15 protein-coding genes are annotated in these 18,800 nt (G+C 66.1%); 6 read left to right on the plus strand and 9 right to left on the minus strand.

Annotated elements, in window-relative coordinates; translation table 11 throughout:
- Nucleotides 1-187 precede the first annotated feature (187 nt).
- Both ACT3UE_RS05835 and ACT3UE_RS05840 read left to right on the plus strand, forming a co-directional pair.
- On the plus strand, nucleotides 188-1,795 hold the full coding sequence (locus ACT3UE_RS05835) for an amidohydrolase (protein ID WP_443383085.1): 1,608 nt from the start codon (nucleotides 188-190) through the stop codon (nucleotides 1,793-1,795).
- Nucleotides 1,796-1,828: 33 nt separating this feature from the next.
- Nucleotides 1,829-2,599, plus strand: a complete 771-nt coding sequence (locus tag ACT3UE_RS05840; RefSeq protein ID WP_443383082.1) for a YggS family pyridoxal phosphate-dependent enzyme — start codon at nucleotides 1,829-1,831, stop codon at nucleotides 2,597-2,599.
- Nucleotides 2,600-2,627: 28 nt separating this feature from the next.
- Here the strand turns inward: ACT3UE_RS05840 and ACT3UE_RS05845 are convergent, their stop codons facing one another.
- The gene (locus tag ACT3UE_RS05845; protein WP_443383079.1) at nucleotides 2,628-3,581 is read right to left on the minus strand and encodes an acyl-CoA thioesterase; all 954 of its coding nucleotides are present in this window, start codon (nucleotides 3,579-3,581) and stop codon (nucleotides 2,628-2,630) included.
- A gap of 59 nt (nucleotides 3,582-3,640) precedes the next feature.
- Between ACT3UE_RS05845 and ACT3UE_RS05850 the strand changes: the two genes are divergently transcribed.
- Both ACT3UE_RS05850 and ACT3UE_RS05855 read left to right on the plus strand, forming a co-directional pair.
- Nucleotides 3,641-4,108, plus strand: a complete 468-nt coding sequence (locus ACT3UE_RS05850; protein WP_443383076.1) for a DoxX family protein — start codon at nucleotides 3,641-3,643, stop codon at nucleotides 4,106-4,108.
- Between the two features lie 57 nt (nucleotides 4,109-4,165).
- Entirely contained in the window at nucleotides 4,166-4,633 is a 468-nt protein-coding gene (locus tag ACT3UE_RS05855) for a pyridoxamine 5'-phosphate oxidase family protein (protein ID WP_443383074.1), read from the plus strand.
- 25 nt (nucleotides 4,634-4,658) lie between these two features.
- Here the strand turns inward: ACT3UE_RS05855 and ACT3UE_RS05860 are convergent, their stop codons facing one another.
- Complete coding sequence (locus tag ACT3UE_RS05860; protein WP_443383071.1) at nucleotides 4,659-5,501, minus strand: SDR family oxidoreductase; 843 nt, start codon at nucleotides 5,499-5,501, stop codon at nucleotides 4,659-4,661.
- A gap of 82 nt (nucleotides 5,502-5,583) precedes the next feature.
- On the opposite strand from ACT3UE_RS05860, the gene ACT3UE_RS05865 reads away from it, so the two are divergent.
- A complete protein-coding gene (locus ACT3UE_RS05865; RefSeq protein WP_443383068.1) occupies nucleotides 5,584-6,168 on the plus strand; it encodes a TetR/AcrR family transcriptional regulator in 585 nt (194 codons plus the stop codon).
- Here the strand turns inward: ACT3UE_RS05865 and ACT3UE_RS05870 are convergent.
- The 6 genes from ACT3UE_RS05870 to ACT3UE_RS05895 all read right to left on the minus strand — a co-directional run bounded on the left by ACT3UE_RS05870 (nucleotide 6,165) and on the right by ACT3UE_RS05895 (nucleotide 13,893).
- A complete protein-coding gene (locus tag ACT3UE_RS05870; protein WP_443383065.1) occupies nucleotides 6,165-7,208 on the minus strand; it encodes a LacI family DNA-binding transcriptional regulator in 1,044 nt (347 codons plus the stop codon). The genes ACT3UE_RS05865 and ACT3UE_RS05870 overlap by 4 nt on opposite strands.
- 21 nt (nucleotides 7,209-7,229) lie before the next feature.
- Complete coding sequence (locus tag ACT3UE_RS05875; protein WP_443383063.1) at nucleotides 7,230-8,765, minus strand: arylsulfatase; 1,536 nt, start codon at nucleotides 8,763-8,765, stop codon at nucleotides 7,230-7,232.
- Nucleotides 8,752-10,608: a glycoside hydrolase family 35 protein gene (locus ACT3UE_RS05880; protein WP_443383060.1), complete on the minus strand. Its 1,857-nt coding sequence runs from the start codon at nucleotides 10,606-10,608 to the stop codon at nucleotides 8,752-8,754. Before ACT3UE_RS05880 ends, ACT3UE_RS05875 begins: the two co-directional genes overlap by 14 nt.
- A gap of 61 nt (nucleotides 10,609-10,669) precedes the next feature.
- On the minus strand, nucleotides 10,670-11,602 hold the full coding sequence (locus tag ACT3UE_RS05885) for a carbohydrate ABC transporter permease (protein ID WP_443383057.1): 933 nt from the start codon (nucleotides 11,600-11,602) through the stop codon (nucleotides 10,670-10,672).
- A gap of 110 nt (nucleotides 11,603-11,712) precedes the next feature.
- Nucleotides 11,713-12,582 carry a carbohydrate ABC transporter permease gene (locus ACT3UE_RS05890; protein ID WP_444566384.1) on the minus strand — a complete coding sequence of 290 codons (870 nt, stop codon included), beginning with the start codon at nucleotides 12,580-12,582 and terminating at the stop codon, nucleotides 11,713-11,715.
- Nucleotides 12,583-13,893, minus strand: coding sequence for an ABC transporter substrate-binding protein (locus ACT3UE_RS05895; RefSeq protein ID WP_443383052.1), 1,311 nt, complete (start codon nucleotides 13,891-13,893; stop codon nucleotides 12,583-12,585).
- Nucleotides 13,894-14,478: 585 nt separating this feature from the next.
- Between ACT3UE_RS05895 and ACT3UE_RS05900 the strand changes: the two genes are divergently transcribed.
- Entirely contained in the window at nucleotides 14,479-17,367 is a 2,889-nt protein-coding gene (locus ACT3UE_RS05900; protein WP_444566385.1) for an exo-alpha-sialidase, read from the plus strand.
- A 60-nt stretch (nucleotides 17,368-17,427) separates the two neighbouring features.
- Here ACT3UE_RS05900 and lhgO read toward each other — a convergent pair whose 3' ends face one another.
- Nucleotides 17,428-18,633 (minus strand): L-2-hydroxyglutarate oxidase, encoded by a 1,206-nt coding sequence (lhgO, locus tag ACT3UE_RS05905; RefSeq protein WP_444554109.1) that lies wholly within the window; start codon nucleotides 18,631-18,633, stop codon nucleotides 17,428-17,430.
- Between the last annotated feature and the right edge of the window lie 167 nt (nucleotides 18,634-18,800).

An 18,800-nucleotide genomic window follows, 5' to 3' on the forward strand; every position in this document is an offset into this window, starting at 1 on the left:
CCTCCTCCATGCTGGAGTCTACGACCGTCGGCGAGCGCGGCACAGGGCTACCCGTCGTCGCGGTGGGCCCGGCCCCGGCAAACACCCGGCCCTGCCCTAGAGTGGCCGCAGGACGCAGGGGTCCATCCGGGCATCAGCCGACGTGATCACCTGCGTTGACCTGTGATCTTCTGCAAAGGACCCGTGAATGCTTGAGCAACGCCTGTACGTGAACGCCACCTTCCACACGCAGTGGGATGGATATCCCCGGGCGACGGCGTTGCTGGCACGCGGCGAGCACATCATCGCGGTGGGCACCCCGGAGGATCTCCGGGGCCAGGCCACCGGAGCCCTGGAAACGATTGATCTCGGCGGGGCAACGGTGATCCCCGGGCTCACCGATGCCCATATCCACACGGCCAACTACGCCCGTGAGAGCGCCGCGCTCGACCTGCGGGGCACCTCCTCACTGGACGAGGCCCTGGGCAGGATCAGGGTCCACGCCTCGAGGCTGCCGGCGGGGGCCTGGATCTTCGGGGGCCGGTGGGACTTCAATACCTGGGATGTGCCCGTCCAGCCCGATCGGGCGGCACTGGACTCGGCGACCGGTTCACATCCGGCAGCCCTGCCCAGCATCGATGGGCATACGGTCTGGGCGAATTCGGCGGCACTGGCCCTGGTCGGCATCGACGCGTCCACCCCCGATCCGGTCGGTGGTCGGATCATCCGCACCCCGGACGGAGAACCCACGGGGATCCTCCGGGAGGCAGCGCATGCGCCCCTGAGCGAGATCATGCACGGTGACGCGGCCGGGGATCTACAGTCCCAGCTCGCCTCCGCCCAGGAGCGGTTGCTGGCGGCCGGGCTGACCGCCGTCCACGACTTCGACGGCGAGGAATGCCGCACCGCCTACGAGGGACTGCGCGCGCGTGGCGATTTGCGGCTGCGGGTGCATAAATCGATTCCGGCGACCTCTCTGGACCGGGCCATCGACGAGGGCCTGGCCACCGGCTACGGCGATGCCTGGTTGCGGACCGGGCCGGTCAAACTCTTTTCCGACGGTGCCCTGGGATCCCACTCCAGCCACATGGGTTCGCCCTTCCCCGGTGACGACGGGAACACCGGGCTCGAGGTCACCCCCTACCCCGAGCTGCTCGCCCTGGTCCGGCGGGCCGCCGGTGCCGGCATCGCGGTGGCGACCCACGCCATCGGGGACCGGGCCAACCAGCTCGTCCTCGACGCCTACCAGGAACTGGCCCTCCATCCGCTGCATGGTTCCGCGGCCCCGCGGGCCTTGCGCCACCGGATCGAACACACCCAACATCTGCGCCGGGAGGATATCGCCCGGGTGGTCCGCCTGGGCGTCGTCCCGTCCATGCAACCCACGCATTGCCCCACCGACATCACCCTGGCCTCCACCCTGCTGGCCGGCCGCGATCTGGCCTCCTATGCCTGGCGCTCGCTCATCGATGCCGGCGCGTTCCCGGCCTTCGGCTCCGATGCCCCGGTCGAACTCCCCAACCCCCTGCACGGCATCCACGCGGCCGTCACCCGCCAGCGCCCCGATGGCGAACCCACCGGTGGTTGGCAGCCCGGCGAGCGGATCACCGTCGCCGAGGCCATTGCCGGTTTCACCATCGGAGCCGCCCATGCCTCCGGCGAGGAGGACCTGAAGGGACGGTTGCGTCCGGGCATGCTGGCCGATTTCACCGCCCTCGGAGCCGACCCCTACACGATCGATCCCGCGGAACTGCGCGATGTACCGGTCCGGGCGACGGCCGTCGGCGGGGTGCTGCGCTACCGCGACGACGCCTGAGTGGAGCCCCGGACCAGGGCGTATGGTTCAACCATGAGCACCCCCATCTACCCTCCCGCCGACACCCGGGAGGATCTTGCCAGGAATCTCCACGCCGTCCAGGACCGGATCTCCACCGCCGCCCGGCGGGCCGGCCGCTCCCCCGGGGAGGTTCGCCTCCTGCCGGTCAGCAAGACCATCGACGAAGCCCATATCCGGTTGGCCGTCGACGCCGGCTGCCGGTGGTTGGGTGAGAACAAGGTGCAGGAGGCCCACCGCAAATGGGAGGCGATGTCCGATCTGGAGGAGGTCAAATGGTCGGTGATCGGGCACCTGCAGACCAATAAGGCCAAATTCGTCGCCCGGTTCGCCAGCGAGTTCCAGGCCCTGGACAGCCTGCGTCTGGCCGAGGCGCTGGATCGCCGGCTGCAACGCGAGGGCCGCGGTCTGGACGTCTTTGTCCAGGTGAACACCTCCGGCGAAGCCAGCAAATACGGGATGGAGCCCGAGGAGACAGCCGGCTTCATCGCCGAATTGCCGGCATTCAGTACCCTGCGGGTCCGCGGACTCATGACGCTCGCCGCATTCAGCACCGACCAGGAGCGGGTACGCCGCTGTTTCTCCACCTTGCGCACCCTGCGCGATCGGATCCGCCAGGACGCCCCGGATCCGGCGGCCTTTGAAGAACTGTCCATGGGCATGTCCGGGGATTTCGAGTGGGCCATCGACGAAGGCGCAACGGTCGTGCGGGTGGGCCAGGCGATCTTCGGGCCACGGACGCTCCCCGACAGTTATTACTGGCCGGCGGCCGGCACCGACTCCTGACCCCGGGATGCCACCGGTTCCGCGCGGGCTAGTATTTTCGTTCGGTGGCGAATTGCAGCGGGGGAACCTCGGCCCGCCGGAGGATCAGTTCCAGCGCATGGTCATCAAGCCGCCGGTCCTCCTCGGTGACCGGAACCCACTGCGGGATCGGGGAGGCATGGCCGCTTTCGTCGCGGGACACGAAGATGCTCATGCAACGGGTGGTTTCCCGCCAGGCCTCCGAGCGCGGGTCCCGGGCCCTGACGTGTACCGCGATATGCATGCTGTGCGGGCCGGTGTGGATCAGCCGGGCCTCGAGTTCGACGACGTCTCCGATGTGGATGGGGTTCAAAAAATGGATGCCACCCGAGTAGACGGCCACCGAATCGCGTCCGCTCCAGCGCGTGGCACAGGCCCGGGCGACCTCGTCGATCCAGCGCATGACGATCCCGCCGTGGGCGTTGCCACCCCAGTTCACATCGGTGGGTGAGGCGAGGAACCTGAACATCTCCTGCGGGGCCGTTCCGGCCTCCGTGTATTTTTGGGCCCGCATCAGGTCGCGGATGGCTGCCCGGGCCTCCACCCGGTCCTCGACCCAGCGGGCCAGCTGCTCCGCCTCGGGATCGGAGGCCTCCCACGGTTGGACGGGTTTGGGTCGGCTGTCCTCATCCATGGCGACGAAAGCCAGAATGCAGTCCATCGCGGGCCGGAATTCGCGTTCACTGACATCCGCGGCGTCGACGGTGACCACCACCTGCATGCTGGTGCGTCCGGTATGCACGATCCGGGCGGTGACCTCGATCAGATCGCCGTTGCGGATGGGACGGGTGAAGTGCACGTTCCCGACGTAGGCGGTGACGCAATAGCCCCCGGCGTATCCGACCGCACAGGCGTACCCCGCCTGGTCGATCCATTCCAGGATCCGGCCGGCCTGGACCGTCACGCCGTCCTCGGACACATCGGTGGGGGCCGCTAGGAAACGCAGCTTCATCACGTCGTTCATCAGTAGATCGTATCCATGCCCGGCCCCGGTCCGGACATCGGCACTGCTAGCCTTCCGTCATGAAGCGTCCGTTCGTGCAGAGGGCCCGAAGCATGGTGGCCCGCCCCACGGGGAAGGTCTCACGGCCCCGATTCGTCGGCGCCGTCATCCTCGGTGCGTTCCTGGTCTTCGCCGGGACCAGCCATCTGAGTTTCGCCCGCACGGAATTCACGGCTCAGGTGCCGCAGTGGGTCCCCCTCGATGCCGATGTCGTGATCCTGGCCTCCGGAGTAGTGGAAATCGGTTTGGGTGCGGCCCTGGTGTTCTGGCGTCGACGCCGCGTTCTGGTGGGTTGGGCCGTTGCGGCCTTCTTCCTTGCGGTGTTCCCCGGCAACATCGCCCAATACGTCACTGGTACCTCCGCGTTCGGACTCGATAGTGATGGTTCGCGGCTGGTCCGCCTGTTCTTCCAGCCCGTCCTGATGCTCTGGGCCCTCTGGTCCACGGGGGCTTGGAGGGCACTGCGCACGGCCCTCCGGGGTCCCTGATCCCGGGGTCGGCTCCCGCCCTACCAAAGTCCGGCCGCCGAGCCTATGCTCGGGACCATGACGAAGGATCAGGGTTCCTCCACACAACGCCTCGAGGTCAACGAATGCTGGACGTTGCTTCGCAGCGTGTCGGTGGGCCGTTTGGCGGTCTGGGTGGAGGACCACCCGGATATTTTTCCAGTCAACTACGCCGTCGACCACGGAACCGTCGTTTTTCGCACCGGTGCGGGAACAAAACTTTCCGCAGCGTTGGGGGATCACCCGGTGGCCTTCGAAGTGGACGGCGTTGACCAGTCCACGGGTGTCGCCTGGAGCGTCAATCTCAAGGGTGCCGCCGAACTGCTCAAGTCCACGGAGGAGCTCGTGGAGAGTTTCTCGCTGATGCTCTTCCCGTGGGAATCGGGGCATAAGGACGCGTTCGTCCGCATCACCCCCACCTCGACCACCGGCCGCCGGTTCACCATTTCCGAACCCACCGAATGGTGGACCATCAATTCCCGGGCTCCCCGCACCGCCGACGAATAGGCCGCCCTGCAGCCGCGCCGGGATCTCAGCTCTGCGCTGAGTCCGTCGAAGCTGCCTCCCGTTTCCCGCCCGAGCGTCCGACGAAGGCGTCCATGGTGTTGTTCACCCCCAGCAGGTTGGCCACCTTGTCGAAGAGCGGCACCGGCAGGATACGCAGCGGAGACAGGGCATGGACGGCGCGGGGCATGACGAGCTTCTGCTTGCCCGCCTCGATGGCGTCGAGCATCCGGGTCACCACGTAGTCGGGTTTCAGGATCGGCAGGATCAGCGGGAACCTGGTCTTCACGCCCTCGAACATGCCGGTGGAAATGTAGTAGGGGCAGACCACCAGGGAGTTGACCCCGGTGCCGTCCTTGGCCAGTTCGACACGCAACGATTCGGCGAATCCGAAGGCCGCGAACTTGCTGGCCGAATAGTCGGTCTGCTTCGCCACCCCCACCATTCCCGCGGCGCTGGAGACCGTGACGATACTGCCGTGCCGGCGTTCGATCATTCCGCCCAGGAAGGCCCGGGTGACCCAGTACAAGGCCATCACGTTGACCTGGATCGTGGCCTCCAAGGCCTCCTCGGAGGCGTCGAGCAGCCGTTTGCCGCTGACGACGCCGGCATTATTGACCACGACGTCGACCTCGCCGGTCTGCTCCGCCGTGGCCCGGACGGCGGCCCGGTCGGTCACGTCCACCGCGAAGGCCTCGGCGTCGGCCCCCAGCGCCCGCACCTCGTCACGGACTGTCCGTCCGGAGGCTTCCGACAGGTCCCAGATGATGATGCGGGCCCCGCGGCGTGCGGCGCCCAGTGCCAACAGCCGGCCGATGCCGCTGCCTCCACCGGTGATCAGGACGGTCTCGTTCTTCAAGGGGTGGCGCATGGTGCTCCTCGTTCGGTGGAGTTAACGATCTTCAACTTACATTGAACCAGCGTTCGATGGATGACAAGGCTAGGGTTGGTTCATGGGGGGAATCAAGAAGCCCGAGGGCGAACGACGCAGGGACATCATGGACGCCGCCGCAAAGGTGGCACTGGACGGCGGGATCGAGTCGGTGACCTCCCGCAGCGTGGCTGCCGAAGCGGGGCTGTCGATCGGCCTGGTCTACTTCTATTACGAGTCCAAGGAAGGTCTCCTGCACGCGCTGTTGACCCACCTGCTGGAGACCATCCTGGGTGGTCCCCCGCCCGGTTTCGGCGAGGATCTCTCCCCCCGGGCCGCCCTGATTTCGATGGTGGCCCAGCAGATCCATGCCCTGCCCGCCCGGCGCGGTGAAGTCGACCTGATCTTCCAGTTCTATTTCCTGCGTCACCACGACGAATACCGCGCGCCCATCAACGCCGCACTGGACCGCTACGCGGCCACCCTGGAGCCGGTCACCGAGCGGCTGGTCGAAGGCACCGGCATGTCAGGCCCCGCGTTGCGTTCCACCCTGGCCTCACTCATCTACGGAGCGGCCGTGAACGTGGCCCGCCAGCCGGAGGAATTCAGCCCCGAGCTGCTGTTGCAGGTCGTCTCCACCCTGGTCCCCGAACACCGGGGGCACTAGCCGCCCGGCGGCGGGGCCGTACTGGAGCGGATGATCAGTTCCGGGGCCACCCGTTCGGAGGAATGGTCCGGTTCCGGGTGGGTCATCTGCCGGATCAGATGGGCCACCGCCTGCCTCCCGGTCTGCTCGAACGACTGCCTGATCGTGGTCAACGGCGGCTGGCTGTAGGCGGCCAGGGCGATGTCGTCGATTCCCACCACCGACACATCCTCGGGCACCCGCCGGCCGAGCTCATGCAAGGCACGCAGTGTCCCGAAGGCCATTTCGTCGCTGGCGACCAGCACTGCGGTCACCTCGGGCATCCGCCCCAGGAACTGGCCATTGCGGTACCCCGACTCCGGCGTCCAGTCACCGTGGAGTTCGGGCGGCACCTCGCAGCCGGCTTCCTGCAACGTCTCCCTCCAGCCGGCGACCCTTGTCGCCGAATCCGACCATTGATCGGGTCCGGCGATATGCCAGACCGTCCGGTGCCCCAGTTCGAGCAGGTGGCGGGTGGCCAGCCGGGCCGCTTCGGCCTGGTCCACGGCCACGACATCGGCGGCAGAGGTCCGCGAACCGTCCACGGTGACCGTGGGAACCCGGCGGGTGATCCGTTCGAGGGGTTCGTCGACGTCGATCAACGGCACCGCGATGATCAGCCCATCGACCCCCTGGTCCACGAGCCGGGTGACGGCCTGGCCGATGGCGGAGGAAGCCAACGAGTCGGTGGTGGTGTTGTTGACGAGGTAGCCGTGGGCGCGGGCCTCCTTCTCGATGCCCAGGGACAGCGAAGCCCGGGAATAGAAGTCCGTGGCCAGGGTGAGCACCCCCAACGTCTTGCTTTGACCGGTGACCAGGGCCCTGGCGGTGTAGTTGCGCCGATACCCCATCTCCTCGACCACCGTCATGACCCGGTTCCGGGTCGCCGGCTGCACATGCGGGTGCCCACTGAGCACCCGCGACACGGTCTGCGCCGAGACCCCGGCCGCCTGGGCCACATCGCGCATGGACGGGGCACGCCCCACCGGCATGGTCATGCCTCCACGTCCCCTCGTCATCATCCGGTCTCCTTGGGTTCCAGCCTAGGCCCGGGCAGCTTCATCGGCGGGGAGCGCAACGTTCGCGGCCGCCGCGGCCACCCGCTGGCGGGTCTGACGCAGGACGGTCACCGGTTCGGCGCCCACCACCAGCTCCCCGGCCTTGACGAATCCCTCTTCCCGGTCCTCCAACGCCGAGATCAGCCGCCCCCGGCAGCGCCGTTCGTCGTCCAGGACCGCCGGTTCGCCGATGAGGTTGTGGAATTCACCCGGGTCGGCGTCGAGGTCGAAGAGCTGTTCGGCGCCGCTGCCCGAGGCCCAGATGTATTTGAACCGCCCGTCGGTGATCCATTGGATCGACTGGCCGAAATAGGTGTGCTCGCCGTGCAGGTGCGTCCTGGCCGGGACCGGGCCTCCGGCCAGGTGCCCGGCCAGCGAGAGACCATCCACCGTGGCGGGGATCTCGACCCCGGCCAGGTCCAGCAGGGTGGGCATGAGGTCACGCAGTTCCACGACGTCGTCCACGGTGGAACCGTTCGAGGCGGCCGGGCTGCGGGGGTCGTGGATGATCAGCGGCACCCGGGCGGAGCCCTCGTAGGGCACGGCCTTGCGGAACATCTGGTGGTCCCCCATCATCTCGCCGTGGTCGGAGGTGAAGGCAATGACCGTGTTCTCGTCCAGTCCGAAGTCGGCCAGGGATTCGACGATGCGGTTGAGCTGTAGATCGAGCTGGGTCATCAACCCGTAATACCCCATGCGGGCCCGGCGGACGACGGCGGGAGGTAGCTTCGCGACGGCCGCCTGGTAGTCCCCGTCCCGGCGGTGCTCCTGCCAATCGGAGATCCAGTCCCCCACGGGCAGTTCGTCCTCGGGCACGCAGGAATACTGGTCCATCGCCCAGGCCGGTGGATCGTAGGGCGGATGGGGCCGATGGAAGGAGAGGTAGAGGAAGAACGGGCGGGTGGGGTCCCGGCGGTACATCCAGTCGATCGCCTCGGTGGCCAGCCAGTTGGTCGGATGCACCCGTTCGGGTTTGTCCCAAGGGCGGGCGGCCACCGAATTGCAGTTCACCCCGGAATCGAAGTATTCCTCGTCGGCGGCGATGCCGGGCTGGCGGCGCAGCCACGGGACGTAGTCGTCGAAGAAGCGGAAGTCCTGCCGATGCTCCCCGCGGGCATGGTGGAGGTACCCGTCGTGCAGTACGACGTCGTCGAAGCCCACCCGGGCGCGTTCGGGGTAGACATGCATCTTTCCGATGGCCTGGGTGTGGTAGCCGGCGCGGGAGAATTCCCCCGCGAGGGTGACCGGGTGGGCCGCGGCAAACGGAACACCTTCCTCGTAGCCGACCCGGCCGTGGCGTTCCTGTGACTGGCCGGTGAACAAGGCGGCGCGCGCTGGAACGCACGTGGGCGTCGCCGAGTAGGCCTTCGTGAAGCGGGTGCCGCGTCGGGCCAGTTCATCCAGGTGCGGGGTCTGGACCTGCGGGTGGCCCGCGATCGACAGGCAGTCCCCCCGCCACTGGTCGGCGCAGATGAGGATGACGTTCGGCCGTTCCGCGGTGCCCGCATTAGAAGGTTTCAATGAAGACCTCCGGGGGACCGAGTTCTGGTTCCTGCACGATCCGGACCTGGTCGCCCAGGCCTTCCAGCTCGAGGACGGTCAGGGTGTTGGCCCCTGGAACCAACAAGGGCGCCGGCAGGTACAGCGTGGTCTGCGGTCCACGGTTCCAGTAGCGCCCGAGCAGGAAACCGTTGACCCAGAGGAATCCCTTCACCGAACCGGGCAGGGACACGAAGGCATCCGCTGTGTCGTCGACCATCAGGGTCGCCTCCGCCAGGCCGGTTTTTCGGTTCTGCACAGTTTCCCCGGGGGTGGTCCGGGCCGTCGCCAACAGTTCGGCAGGCCCCGGTTCAGTCAGGGCCACGTGGCGGTGGTTCCAGCCGCTGACCAGTCGTCGCCCGATGAGGACCCCGCCGGTGATGCCCTTGGACTCCCCCAGCCGGGGGCCGTAGTTGATGCGCCCCTGGTTCTCCACGACGATCTCCAGCTCCACCCGCTCCCCCGCACCGGTGAGTTCGATGACCGCCTGCGGGTCGTTGCGTTGAAGCACCCCGACCAGGGTTCCGTTGACATGGACCTGGGCCCGGTCGCGCAGCCCCAGGATGCTGATGGTCGTCGGGCCCTTCGGCAGGATCGGCCGGGCACTGTAGAGCACCAGTCCGGCATCGGCGTCGAGCTCTTCGAACGTCAACGGGTGGGCCGAGGCGACCGGGGTTCCCGCCCCGCGCAGCACCGGAAGCAGACCTGCCCTGCCCTCCAGGGGCAGGCTCGTCGCCGGCAGGGTGGCCGGAGCGGCCAACAGTCCGGCGGGGACCGGTTCGGCTCCGGGGCCGAGCAGGACCTCGCGCATGGCATGGAACTTCGCGGTCAGCGCCCCGTTTTCGGCCACGGGGGCGTCCGAGTCGTAGCTGGTGATGGTCGGTTGGTATTGGCCCTCGTCGAAGTTCGCCCCCGAGGTGAGACCGAAGTTGGTTCCGCCATGGGCCATGTACAGGCTCACCGATCCGTCGGCTTCCACGATCTCGCGGATGATCCCGGCCGCGTCGCCGGGCTCGCGCACATGGTGCTTTTCGCCCCAGTGGTCGAACCAGCCGTTCCAGAATTCGGCGCACATGAAGGGATCCCCGGGGCGGCGTCCGCGCATCAACGCGGCGCTTTCGGCCACCCTGCTACCGAAGGTCGCCGTCGCGAACGTCCCCTCGAGGGTGCCGCCGTCGAGCATCAACTCGGTGGGCCCGTCGGCGGTGTAGAGCAGTTCGGTGACCCCGCGGGCCAGCAGTGCCTCGCGCAGCCAGGCCATGTATTCGGCGTCGTCGCCGTAGCTGCCGTATTCGTTTTCGACCTGCACGGCGACGATCGGCCCCCCGGTCCCCGACTGCCGGGACACCAGTTGGGGCATGACCAGGTCCAGCCAGCCGGCGACATCGCGGGTGAAGTCATCGCTGAGGCAGCGCAGGCGTCCCCTCCTGCCGTGGGTCACCCAGACGGGGAAGCCGCCGTTGTCCCATTCGGCGCAGATGTAGGGGCCCGGCCGGACCATGACGTCCAGGCCCAGCTCCCCGGCCAGATCGATGAACCGTCCCACATCCCGCCAGCCGGTGAAATCGACCCGGCCCTGGACCGCCTCGTGGAAGTTCCAGGGGATGTAGGTGTCTACGGTATTCAGCCCCATGGCCGCCAAGCGGGCCAGCCGGTCCCTCCACTGGTCGGGGTGGACCCGGAAGTAGTGGAGGGACCCGGAGAGGATCCGGTGGGGTTCGCCGAAACGGAGGAACCCCCCGTCGTGGATCGACAGCGCCGCCGGGGTCGGCGACGAGGCCTCCGTGTCCAGCGGCGCGGCGTGGGGGCGCGCTTCCTGCAGCATTCCTACTCACTTTCCATGGGGGTTGCATTCCGGTGGCCGTCCGGAAGGGTGGGTGGCCTCGTTATTTACTGGCGCCGAGCGTCATGCCCTCGATGATCCGGCGGCCCAGCCAGATGTAGAGCAGGATCATCGGCAGCACCAGCACCAGCACCCCGGCAAAGAGTCCGCCGTAGTCGGCTCCGTTGGTCTGTTGCCGGGCGATGAAGTTCAGCAACGCCACCGGAAGGACCTGCTTATCCGTGTCCTGGATCAGCACCAGGGCCAGGAACGTCTCGTTCCAGATGTTGATGGCGTTCAGCGTCAGCAAGGTGATGATGCCGGACCGGGCCAGGGGCATCATGATCTGCCAGAACGTCCGCAGCGAGGAGCTGCCATCCAGGGCCGCCGCCTCTTCGAGATCGTTGGGCAGGCTGCGCATGAACCCGGTCAGCAGGATCACCGTGAAGGGGATGTTGGCCCCCAGCAAGGCCAGGAAGAGCCCCCACAACGAGTTGATCAGATGCAGTTGTTCCAGCATGACGTACAGCGGGATGATGATCACCTGCACCGGCACGCCGATGCCGATGGCGAAGAGGGCGAAGATCGTCCCGGAGACCTTGCGGGTGCTGCGGGCCAGGACGTAGGCGGCCGGAGCGGCCAGCAGCATCAGGGTGATCGACCCGCCGACGGTCATCAGGGCGGTGTTGAACGCGGCAATGCCGAATTCGCCCTCGAATAATGCGGTGGCGAAGTTCTCGAAGGCCGGCGGGATCGGTAGCCCCCACGGTGTTTCGAAGATCGCCCGGTGGGTCCGCAGCGAGGTCAGCAACACCCACAGCAGGGTGCCGACGTTGAAGGCGGCCAGGATCCAGACCAGCACGATGCCGACGCTGCGGACCTTTCCGGTCGCGCCGATCCTGGCGGTGGAGCCTGTCTTGCGCGGCGGTGGCGGCGGGGTGTTCTCGGGATGTTCCTGATGGGCCGGGGTGGCCCGGTCGGAAAGCAGGGTAGCCATGGATTCCTCAGTACTCGATCGGTTCGCGGCGGGTGGCCCGCTGGAGCGCGAAGACGAAGACCATCACGGCCAGCACCGTGACCACTGCGGCTGCGGAGGCGTAGCCGAATTCAAAGGCCGGTGTCCGGCCCCCCGAAGGTCTTCCCGTAGATGAACAGGGCGCTGTTCCACACGTTGGTCGGTGGCATATCCGCCGAGGTGCCTCCGAAGGCATAGATGAACTCGAAGATCTTCAGTGAACCGATCGTCCACAACACCGCTGCGGCGGTAACGACATCCCAGGTCAGCGGCAGGGTGACATAGCGGAACCGTTGCCAGGCCGTGGCACCGGCGAGGGCGCATTCCTCATAAAGATAGATGGGGATCTGGTCCACTGCTGCCATGAGGATGGTGACGTAGAGGCCGAGGTTGATCCAGATCAGCCCCACCACGATGATCAGGAACAGATGGTCACCCAGCCAGTTCGGTCCCTCGGGGATCCCCACACCGCGGAATGCGGATTCGAGTAGTCCGTTGGACTGGAAGATGAAGCCCCAGAGGATGGAGAGCACGACCGGGGAAATGATCACCGGGAAGAAGACGACGTTGCGGATGAATTTCCGTCCGCGCATCTCCCGCAGCACCATGGTCAGGCCGAAGGCCACGGCGAAGACGGCGATGCCGCCGACCAGGAGGATGATCAGGGTATTGGCAAACGCCTGGTGGAAGACGCTATCGCCCAACAACCGGCTGTAGTTCTCGAAGCCGACCATGTCCGGCTCGCCCATGCCGTCCCAGCGCATGAACGAAATGACGAAGGAGGCCAGCGCCGGCCCGAGGAACAGGATCCCGTAGGCGAGCAGGGCCGGGATCAGGAACGGCCAGAAGATCCGGCGACGCCGCTTCTCCATGGGTGACTCGGAGCGGCCCGCCCGACGGCGGGCCGCTCCGTGCCGGGCGGGCCGAACGGGATGTTCGGCCGCCCGGGTGGCGAGGGCCATCTAGTTCTGGCCCTTCCAGTAGTTCGCCTGGGCCTTGGAGATCTTCTGGGCGAAGCCCTTGGCGTCGGTTCCCCCCGAAAGGTAGTCGCGGACCGGGGCGGCGAAGACCTCCGGGACGATGCCCGCGTAGTCGACGTTCACCCCGTCCAATGCCAGCACGGGGTCCTCGGCGGCGATGGAGTCACCGATGTTCTTCAGGTCCTCCGGGACCTCCACATCGTCGCGGACCGACATCGCGCTGGAGCTGGTCACGTAATCCTCCTGGTATTGCTTCTCCAGGACGAAACGGATGAAGGCCTTGGCCAACTCCTTATGCTTTGCCCTACCCGGGACCGAATACCCGGTCAGGCCGATCTGCGCGTTTGCTTCGCCCGAGGTCCCCGCGGGGATCTCCAGTGACGCGAAGTCGAAATCCTTGCCCGCACTCTTGGCGGTTTCCTGCGGGATCCAGGACCCGTTGAGCAGGAACGTCGCCTTCCCGGTGGCCCACCGTTCCTGGATGGCCGGGAACTTCGAACCGAAACTGCCGTCGGCGAATGACTCCGGGGGGACGACGTCACGGATCTTCTCCACGGCAGCCATCACGTCGTCGTCCATCCAGGCCTCACCGGACTTGTCCTCGACCGTGGCCCGGAACTTCTCGGGACCGAGTTCACGCATCAGGATGCTGCTGGCCCAGAGGGTGGTGTAGTACGGCACGTCGCTATCCAGTGCCACCGACCCCTTGCCTTCCTTCGTGATGAGGGCACCGAGATCGTCCAGGGTCTTCGGGGCGTTGCCTTCCAGCTCGGAGTGTTCCTTGGCGTCGTACCAGATGCCGATTCCGAGCACGGAGTAAGGAATCATCCAGACTTCGCCGTCGTCGTTGGTGACCAGGTCCTCGAACCGGTCCACGCCGGCGTCGGCCAGCGAGGAGTCCTCGTTGATGCTCTTTTCGGTCATGACCGAGCTGAGGTCCTCGCCCTGGCCGTCACCGACCAATGGCGCCAAGTTGTCCAGCGCCGATTCGACGACATCGGGGGCGTTCGAGCGCATCGCCGGCGCCAGCTTCTGGGTGACCTGGCGTCCCTGCCATTCCACCTCCACCGTCGCTCCGGTTTCCTCCTCGAAGTCCTCGATCGCTGCCGAAATCGCCTTGGCCTGGGGTTCCTTCTCCTGCCAGTACGACCAATAGGTCATCGTCTTTCCGGAAAAATCGCCGTCGGCGGCGTTGGCGGCACCCGACGACTCGGCATCTCCTCCGCATCCGGTCAGCGCCAAGGCGCCCGTCACGGCAATGGCGGTGAGGGCGCCGGCCCTCGAAGTGTGCATGGAACGCATCGTCTCTCCCGACTTCTCCAATGTGGTGATCCACGGATGTTATGGATCACTTACCTATGTTTACCCATGAAGAGTGTGAGCGCAAGCACATTCCCGAAAAGACCAAAACTGTGCGCCTCGAAATGAGGGCAAACCACAAAAGGGACGAAAACTTCTTTGATTTCATGCGCTTCCACGAACACATAGGGCGCGGGAAGGCCCCTGGGGCCATCATGGCCAATCCACGCACAGGTCCCTGATGACCCGAATTTGAGATCAGAATACGAAATGTTATCTGTATCAGAAATAAATACTTCGCCACGAGTTCACCGCACGGAAAGCCAGACAGGATTCGACGCCGTACCGGGATCGTGTCGACAAGGGGGCGCGCCGACCACTCCCGGAGAGTCAAACCTCGCTTGCCCAAAAGTCACACAGCCTTCCCCTTCTGGCCCAATCCAGAAATCTGTGATCCAGTTCATACAGTACATCGGACATCCCACCTCCCATCTATTCCATTTGCTTCGTTCGAAAGGTCTCTGCATGCACCACGCCCCAGCGGTTCCCCCTACCCGTCGTCGACGGTCGGCACCATGGATGGGACGAGTTCGCCACCTCTTCATCACCGGTGCAGCATTGGGGCTGGTGCTTCCGGTCGCCATCGCCGTCCCTGCCACGGGCGACACCACCACCCCGGGGGGCGATCCGTCAGCTGCCCCCGGGGTATTCAATGAGCAGAACCTCGCAGCCGACCGGACAGCAGAGGATTTCTTCTACCGGATCACCGCTCTGACGCATGTTCGTGACGGAGTATTGCTGGCTGCGTGGGATGCCCGACCGGACAGCGCAGCCGATGCACCCAACCCGAATTCAATCGTCATGCGGCGCAGTACCGACAACGGCAAGACGTGGGATTCCATGTCGACGATTGCCGCAGGCCATCCCGGTGATGCGACCGGGAAGAAATACGGATACAGCGACCCCAGCTTCGTCACCGACCACGAAGCCGGCAAGGTCTTCGCCTTCTTCGTGTATTCCAAGGATCAAGGTTTCCACGGCAGTGCATTCGGCAACGATGATGACGACCGCCAGGTCATCAGTGCTGCCGTTGCAGAGTCCACGGACGAGGGCAGGACGTGGTCCGAACCGCGGCTGATCACCGACGTGGCGAAGCCCGGAGCTTCGAAGACCCCATCCCCCGGCGATGTCCGCAGCATGTTCGCCAGTTCCGGAGAAGGAATCCAGCTACGCCATGGTGAACACCGTGGACGGCTCATCCAGCAGTTCGCCGGCGACGTCCAGCAATCAGACGGCACCCGCGCCATGCAGGCCTATTCGGTCTACTCCGACGACCACGGAGCGACTTGGCACCGCGGTGAACTCGTCGGCACCGGGATGGACGAGAACAAGGTCGTCGAGCTCTCCGACGGCCGTGTCATGCTCAACTCCCGCGATTCGAACGGAGGCGGATTCCGGAAGGTCACCATCTCCGAGGACGGCGGCGAAACCTACGGACAAGTCACCGCCGACCGACAGCTACCGGATCCCACTAACAACGCGGAGCTGACCAGCATGTTCCCGAATGCCGCCGAGGGTAGCGACGACGCCCGGAAACTGCTCTACACGGGGGCCAACTCACAGACTGAACGCGAAAACGTTTCGGCCAGGGTTTCCTGTGACGACGGGGCCACCTGGCCTGGTCTGCGGACCATTCGGTCCGGCACCTCCGCTTACTCGTCCACCACAGCCCTGGACAGCGGGATCTTCGGTACCTTCTACGAAGCCGGTTACACCAATGACCTGCGTTTCTCCGCCTACGACCAGGACTGGCTGAATGTCGTGTGCGCACCGCTTGAGGCCGAACCCCTGGAGATCGACCCGGATGAAACCGCCAACGTTCCGGTGACTGTGACGAACCAGGAAGCAACCCGACTGCCAGCAGGCCAACTGACCATCTCCGGCCCCGCCGGCTGGACGGCCAAGACCGTCGAGGTCCCCGCCGTCGCTTCCGGCAAGAGCACCATGGTCGAGGTTCCCGTGACCTCCCCCGCCACGGCCAACGGCCCCGTCCAGCTCCAGAGCGTCTTCACCGCCGCCGACGGGAGGGAATCCCAAGGTCCGGTCACGGCAGAAGTCGAGGGCAAGACCATCGTGGGTATCTCCGTCGAGGGCGAACAGACCGACTCGAACCGGGATGTCGACGCCGATCCGTATGCGGCCCGGGACCAGGTCCCCTACAGCTTCGTGGTGTCCCATACCGGAAATGTCACGCAATGGGTGGTGCCCACGGACGGAAACTTCGCCCCGTTCGCGGCCCAGCCCGTCGGGGACCCCAGCCCGGCAGGCAACTGCCGTTATGGTTCCCTCGCCGTGGGCACTTCCTACAACTGCACGTCTCCACGTCACACGGTGACCGACGACGACGTCGCGGACGGTTTCTTCGTCCCCCGAACCACCTGGACCGTCGGACAAGTCCCGGAATACACGAATATCGACCAAACCCTCGAAGTCACCGGTGAGGAAGTCGACGTTCTCCGCCGGGCACCGGAGCTTTCTGAAACCCACGACGACGGGGCTTTCATCGACGTGGACGGTGACGGGTACGCCAGCACCGGAGATACCGTCACCACGACGCTGACTCTGGAGAATACGGGCAACGTGCGGTTGACGGACGTGACCACGGGCGACCATACCGCGGCGAAGGAACTTTCCACCGGCGGAACGACGACCCATGAACTGCAGCACACGGTGTCCTCCGAAGACGTCGAGTCGGGTGCCATCGCGGCCCAGACTGTGAAATTCACTGCAGCCAATGGGTCGAAGTCGACCTCCCTGACGGCCAAGCTTGCTGCCATTTCCTTGGACGTGTCTGAAGATATCGACCCTGGAGCACCCAGCGACAACGAATCCACGGCGCCGACAGCAGCATCCCTGTCCCACGACAACGGGTGGGACACCGGCCTCCAGGATGGCGATTTTACGGTCAGCATGAACCTCTGGCACGGGTCCAATGCCAGCTTGTTCCGTCTCTACGAAGATGGCGAACTGGTTTCCGTCTCGAAGCTCAAGGCCAAAACGCCGGAAGCACAGAAGGCCTCCTTCTCTGTTGAGGGGAAAAAGAACGGCACCTACACCTACACCGGAGAGCTGGTGAATGCCGCTGGCTCGACGAAGACCGCGCCGCTGAAGGTCAGGGTCACCGACGCGGCCCCGGCGCTGCCGGTTCTCAGCCGCGACCACCAGGGAACCGGCGGGGACTACACCTTGACCGCCAACCTCTGGTGGGGCACCAATGGCGAGACCTACCGACTTCTGGAAGACGGTCGGCAGATCGCCACCGGGAAATTGGACGCCAGCAGCCCCGCAGCCCAGCAGGTCGAAGAAAAGATCTCCGGGCGGAAGTCGGGGACCTATGAGTATGTCGTCGAATTCTCCAATGCCGCCGGAACCACGGCCAGTAAACCGCTGATGGTCAAGGTCAAGTAGCTCAAGCCCACTGCGTGGTCCTCGGGTGGGGCACTCCTCCCGTGCCCCACCCGGCGTCGTTCAGCCTCCGGGGGTGATCCCCAGATGATGTTCGAGCACGTATTCGGCGATCGCCATCGCCGAGGTCGCCGCCGGGGAGGGGGCGTTGCGCAACAGCGTGACGGCTCCGACCTGGTCGACGGCGAAGTCATCGACCAACGACCCGTCCTTGTCCCAGGCCTGGGCCCGCACCCCGGCCGCCGATTTCGAGGCCAGATCCGCCGGCAGCAATTCGGGGACGAAGCGGCGGGCCTGCTGGAAATAGAGCGGTTTGACCAGGGAGGCGGAGATCTCCCGGACCCCCATCAGCCAGTGTTGCTTGGCCAGGGCCGGAGCCCCGGGCCAGCGCAGCGATTCGAGGGTGTCCCGCATCGAGACCTGCCGCCACCGGTATCCTTCCCGCGCCAGGGCGGGCACGGCATTCGGGCCGACCTGGACGTCGTCGTACACCCCGCGGGTGAAGTGGACGCCCAGGAAGGGGAAACGCGGGTCAGGAACCGGATAGATCATGCCCTTGACCAGGTCTTGGCGGCCCGGGGCCAGGGCCCGGTATTCCCCGCGGAAGGGCAGGATCCTCGGCGACGGGGAGGCCCCGACCATCCGGGCGATCACGTCGGACTGCAGACCCGCACAGACGATGAGTCGGTCGAAGACATGGGTCCCTGCCGTGGTTGAAACGCTCACTGATCCGCCGGCGGTGGACACCGCGGTGACTTCCTGACCCAGCAGGACGGCCCCACCTCCGCGACGGACGTCATCGGCCAACGCCTCGGTGATCGCCGAATAGTCCACCACCGCCGTATGCGGTGAATGCACCGCGGCGACCCCGGCGACATGGGGTTCGATCTCACGCATCGCCCCGGCATCGAGCCGCCGCACGCCGGGGACCCGGTTCTCGCGGGAGCGGCGTTCGATCTCCTCCAGCCGGGGCAGCTCGTCCTTCGTGAGGGCGACAACCAGTTTGCCGAGCTCGCGGTAGGGCAGGGAACGCTCGCGGCAGAAGTCGCGGGTCATCTCCCGGCCCCGGCCGCAAAGGGTGGCCTTGAGTGAACCGGGTGGGTAGTAGAGCCCGGCATGCACGACGCCGGAATTATGGCCCGTCTGGTGGGCCGCCAGACGTGCTTCCTTCTCGAGCACCGTCACCTCGACGTCCTCGGTGGCGGTCAGCGCCCGGGCGATGGCCACCCCCACGATGCCCCCGCCGATGATCCCGACCCGTTCAGCCATGCTGGTCCCTTTCGTCGCCGGCACCGTGCTGGCCCGTCCTGGCCCACCTGCCGTAGGTCGATTCTTGCACCGTTGCCGGAATCGGGGGCCTCCTGCGGTCCGGATTCAGTCCCCGGGTGGGCCCACCGACAGGTCGGCCCGCCACCCCCGTTAGGGATGGCGGGCCG

This window comes from Arthrobacter sp. 179 (assembly GCF_052379645.1).
Lineage (GTDB): Bacteria > Actinomycetota > Actinomycetes > Actinomycetales > Micrococcaceae > Arthrobacter_H.

Excerpts from the sequence above, each read along its gene's own strand:
- ACT3UE_RS05835 (WP_443383085.1), top strand. The coding sequence starts at position 188 with ATGCTTGAGCAACGCCTGTACGTGAACGCCACCTTCCACACGCAGTGG.
- ACT3UE_RS05840 (WP_443383082.1), top strand. The coding sequence starts at position 1,829 with ATGAGCACCCCCATCTACCCTCCCGCCGACACCCGGGAGGATCTTGCC.
- ACT3UE_RS05845 (WP_443383079.1), bottom strand. The coding sequence starts at position 3,581 with ATGAACGACGTGATGAAGCTGCGTTTCCTAGCGGCCCCCACCGATGTG.
- ACT3UE_RS05850 (WP_443383076.1), top strand. The coding sequence starts at position 3,641 with ATGAAGCGTCCGTTCGTGCAGAGGGCCCGAAGCATGGTGGCCCGCCCC.
- ACT3UE_RS05855 (WP_443383074.1), top strand. The coding sequence starts at position 4,166 with ATGACGAAGGATCAGGGTTCCTCCACACAACGCCTCGAGGTCAACGAA.
- ACT3UE_RS05860 (WP_443383071.1), bottom strand. The coding sequence starts at position 5,501 with ATGCGCCACCCCTTGAAGAACGAGACCGTCCTGATCACCGGTGGAGGC.
- ACT3UE_RS05865 (WP_443383068.1), top strand. The coding sequence starts at position 5,584 with ATGGGGGGAATCAAGAAGCCCGAGGGCGAACGACGCAGGGACATCATG.
- ACT3UE_RS05870 (WP_443383065.1), bottom strand. The coding sequence starts at position 7,208 with ATGATGACGAGGGGACGTGGAGGCATGACCATGCCGGTGGGGCGTGCC.
- ACT3UE_RS05880 (WP_443383060.1), bottom strand. The coding sequence starts at position 10,608 with ATGCTGCAGGAAGCGCGCCCCCACGCCGCGCCGCTGGACACGGAGGCC.
- ACT3UE_RS05885 (WP_443383057.1), bottom strand. The coding sequence starts at position 11,602 with ATGGCTACCCTGCTTTCCGACCGGGCCACCCCGGCCCATCAGGAACAT.
- ACT3UE_RS05890 (WP_444566384.1), bottom strand. The coding sequence starts at position 12,582 with ATGGCCCTCGCCACCCGGGCGGCCGAACATCCCGTTCGGCCCGCCCGG.
- ACT3UE_RS05895 (WP_443383052.1), bottom strand. The coding sequence starts at position 13,893 with ATGCACACTTCGAGGGCCGGCGCCCTCACCGCCATTGCCGTGACGGGC.
- ACT3UE_RS05900 (WP_444566385.1), top strand. The coding sequence starts at position 14,479 with ATGGGACGAGTTCGCCACCTCTTCATCACCGGTGCAGCATTGGGGCTG.
- lhgO (WP_444554109.1), bottom strand. The coding sequence starts at position 18,633 with ATGGCTGAACGGGTCGGGATCATCGGCGGGGGCATCGTGGGGGTGGCC.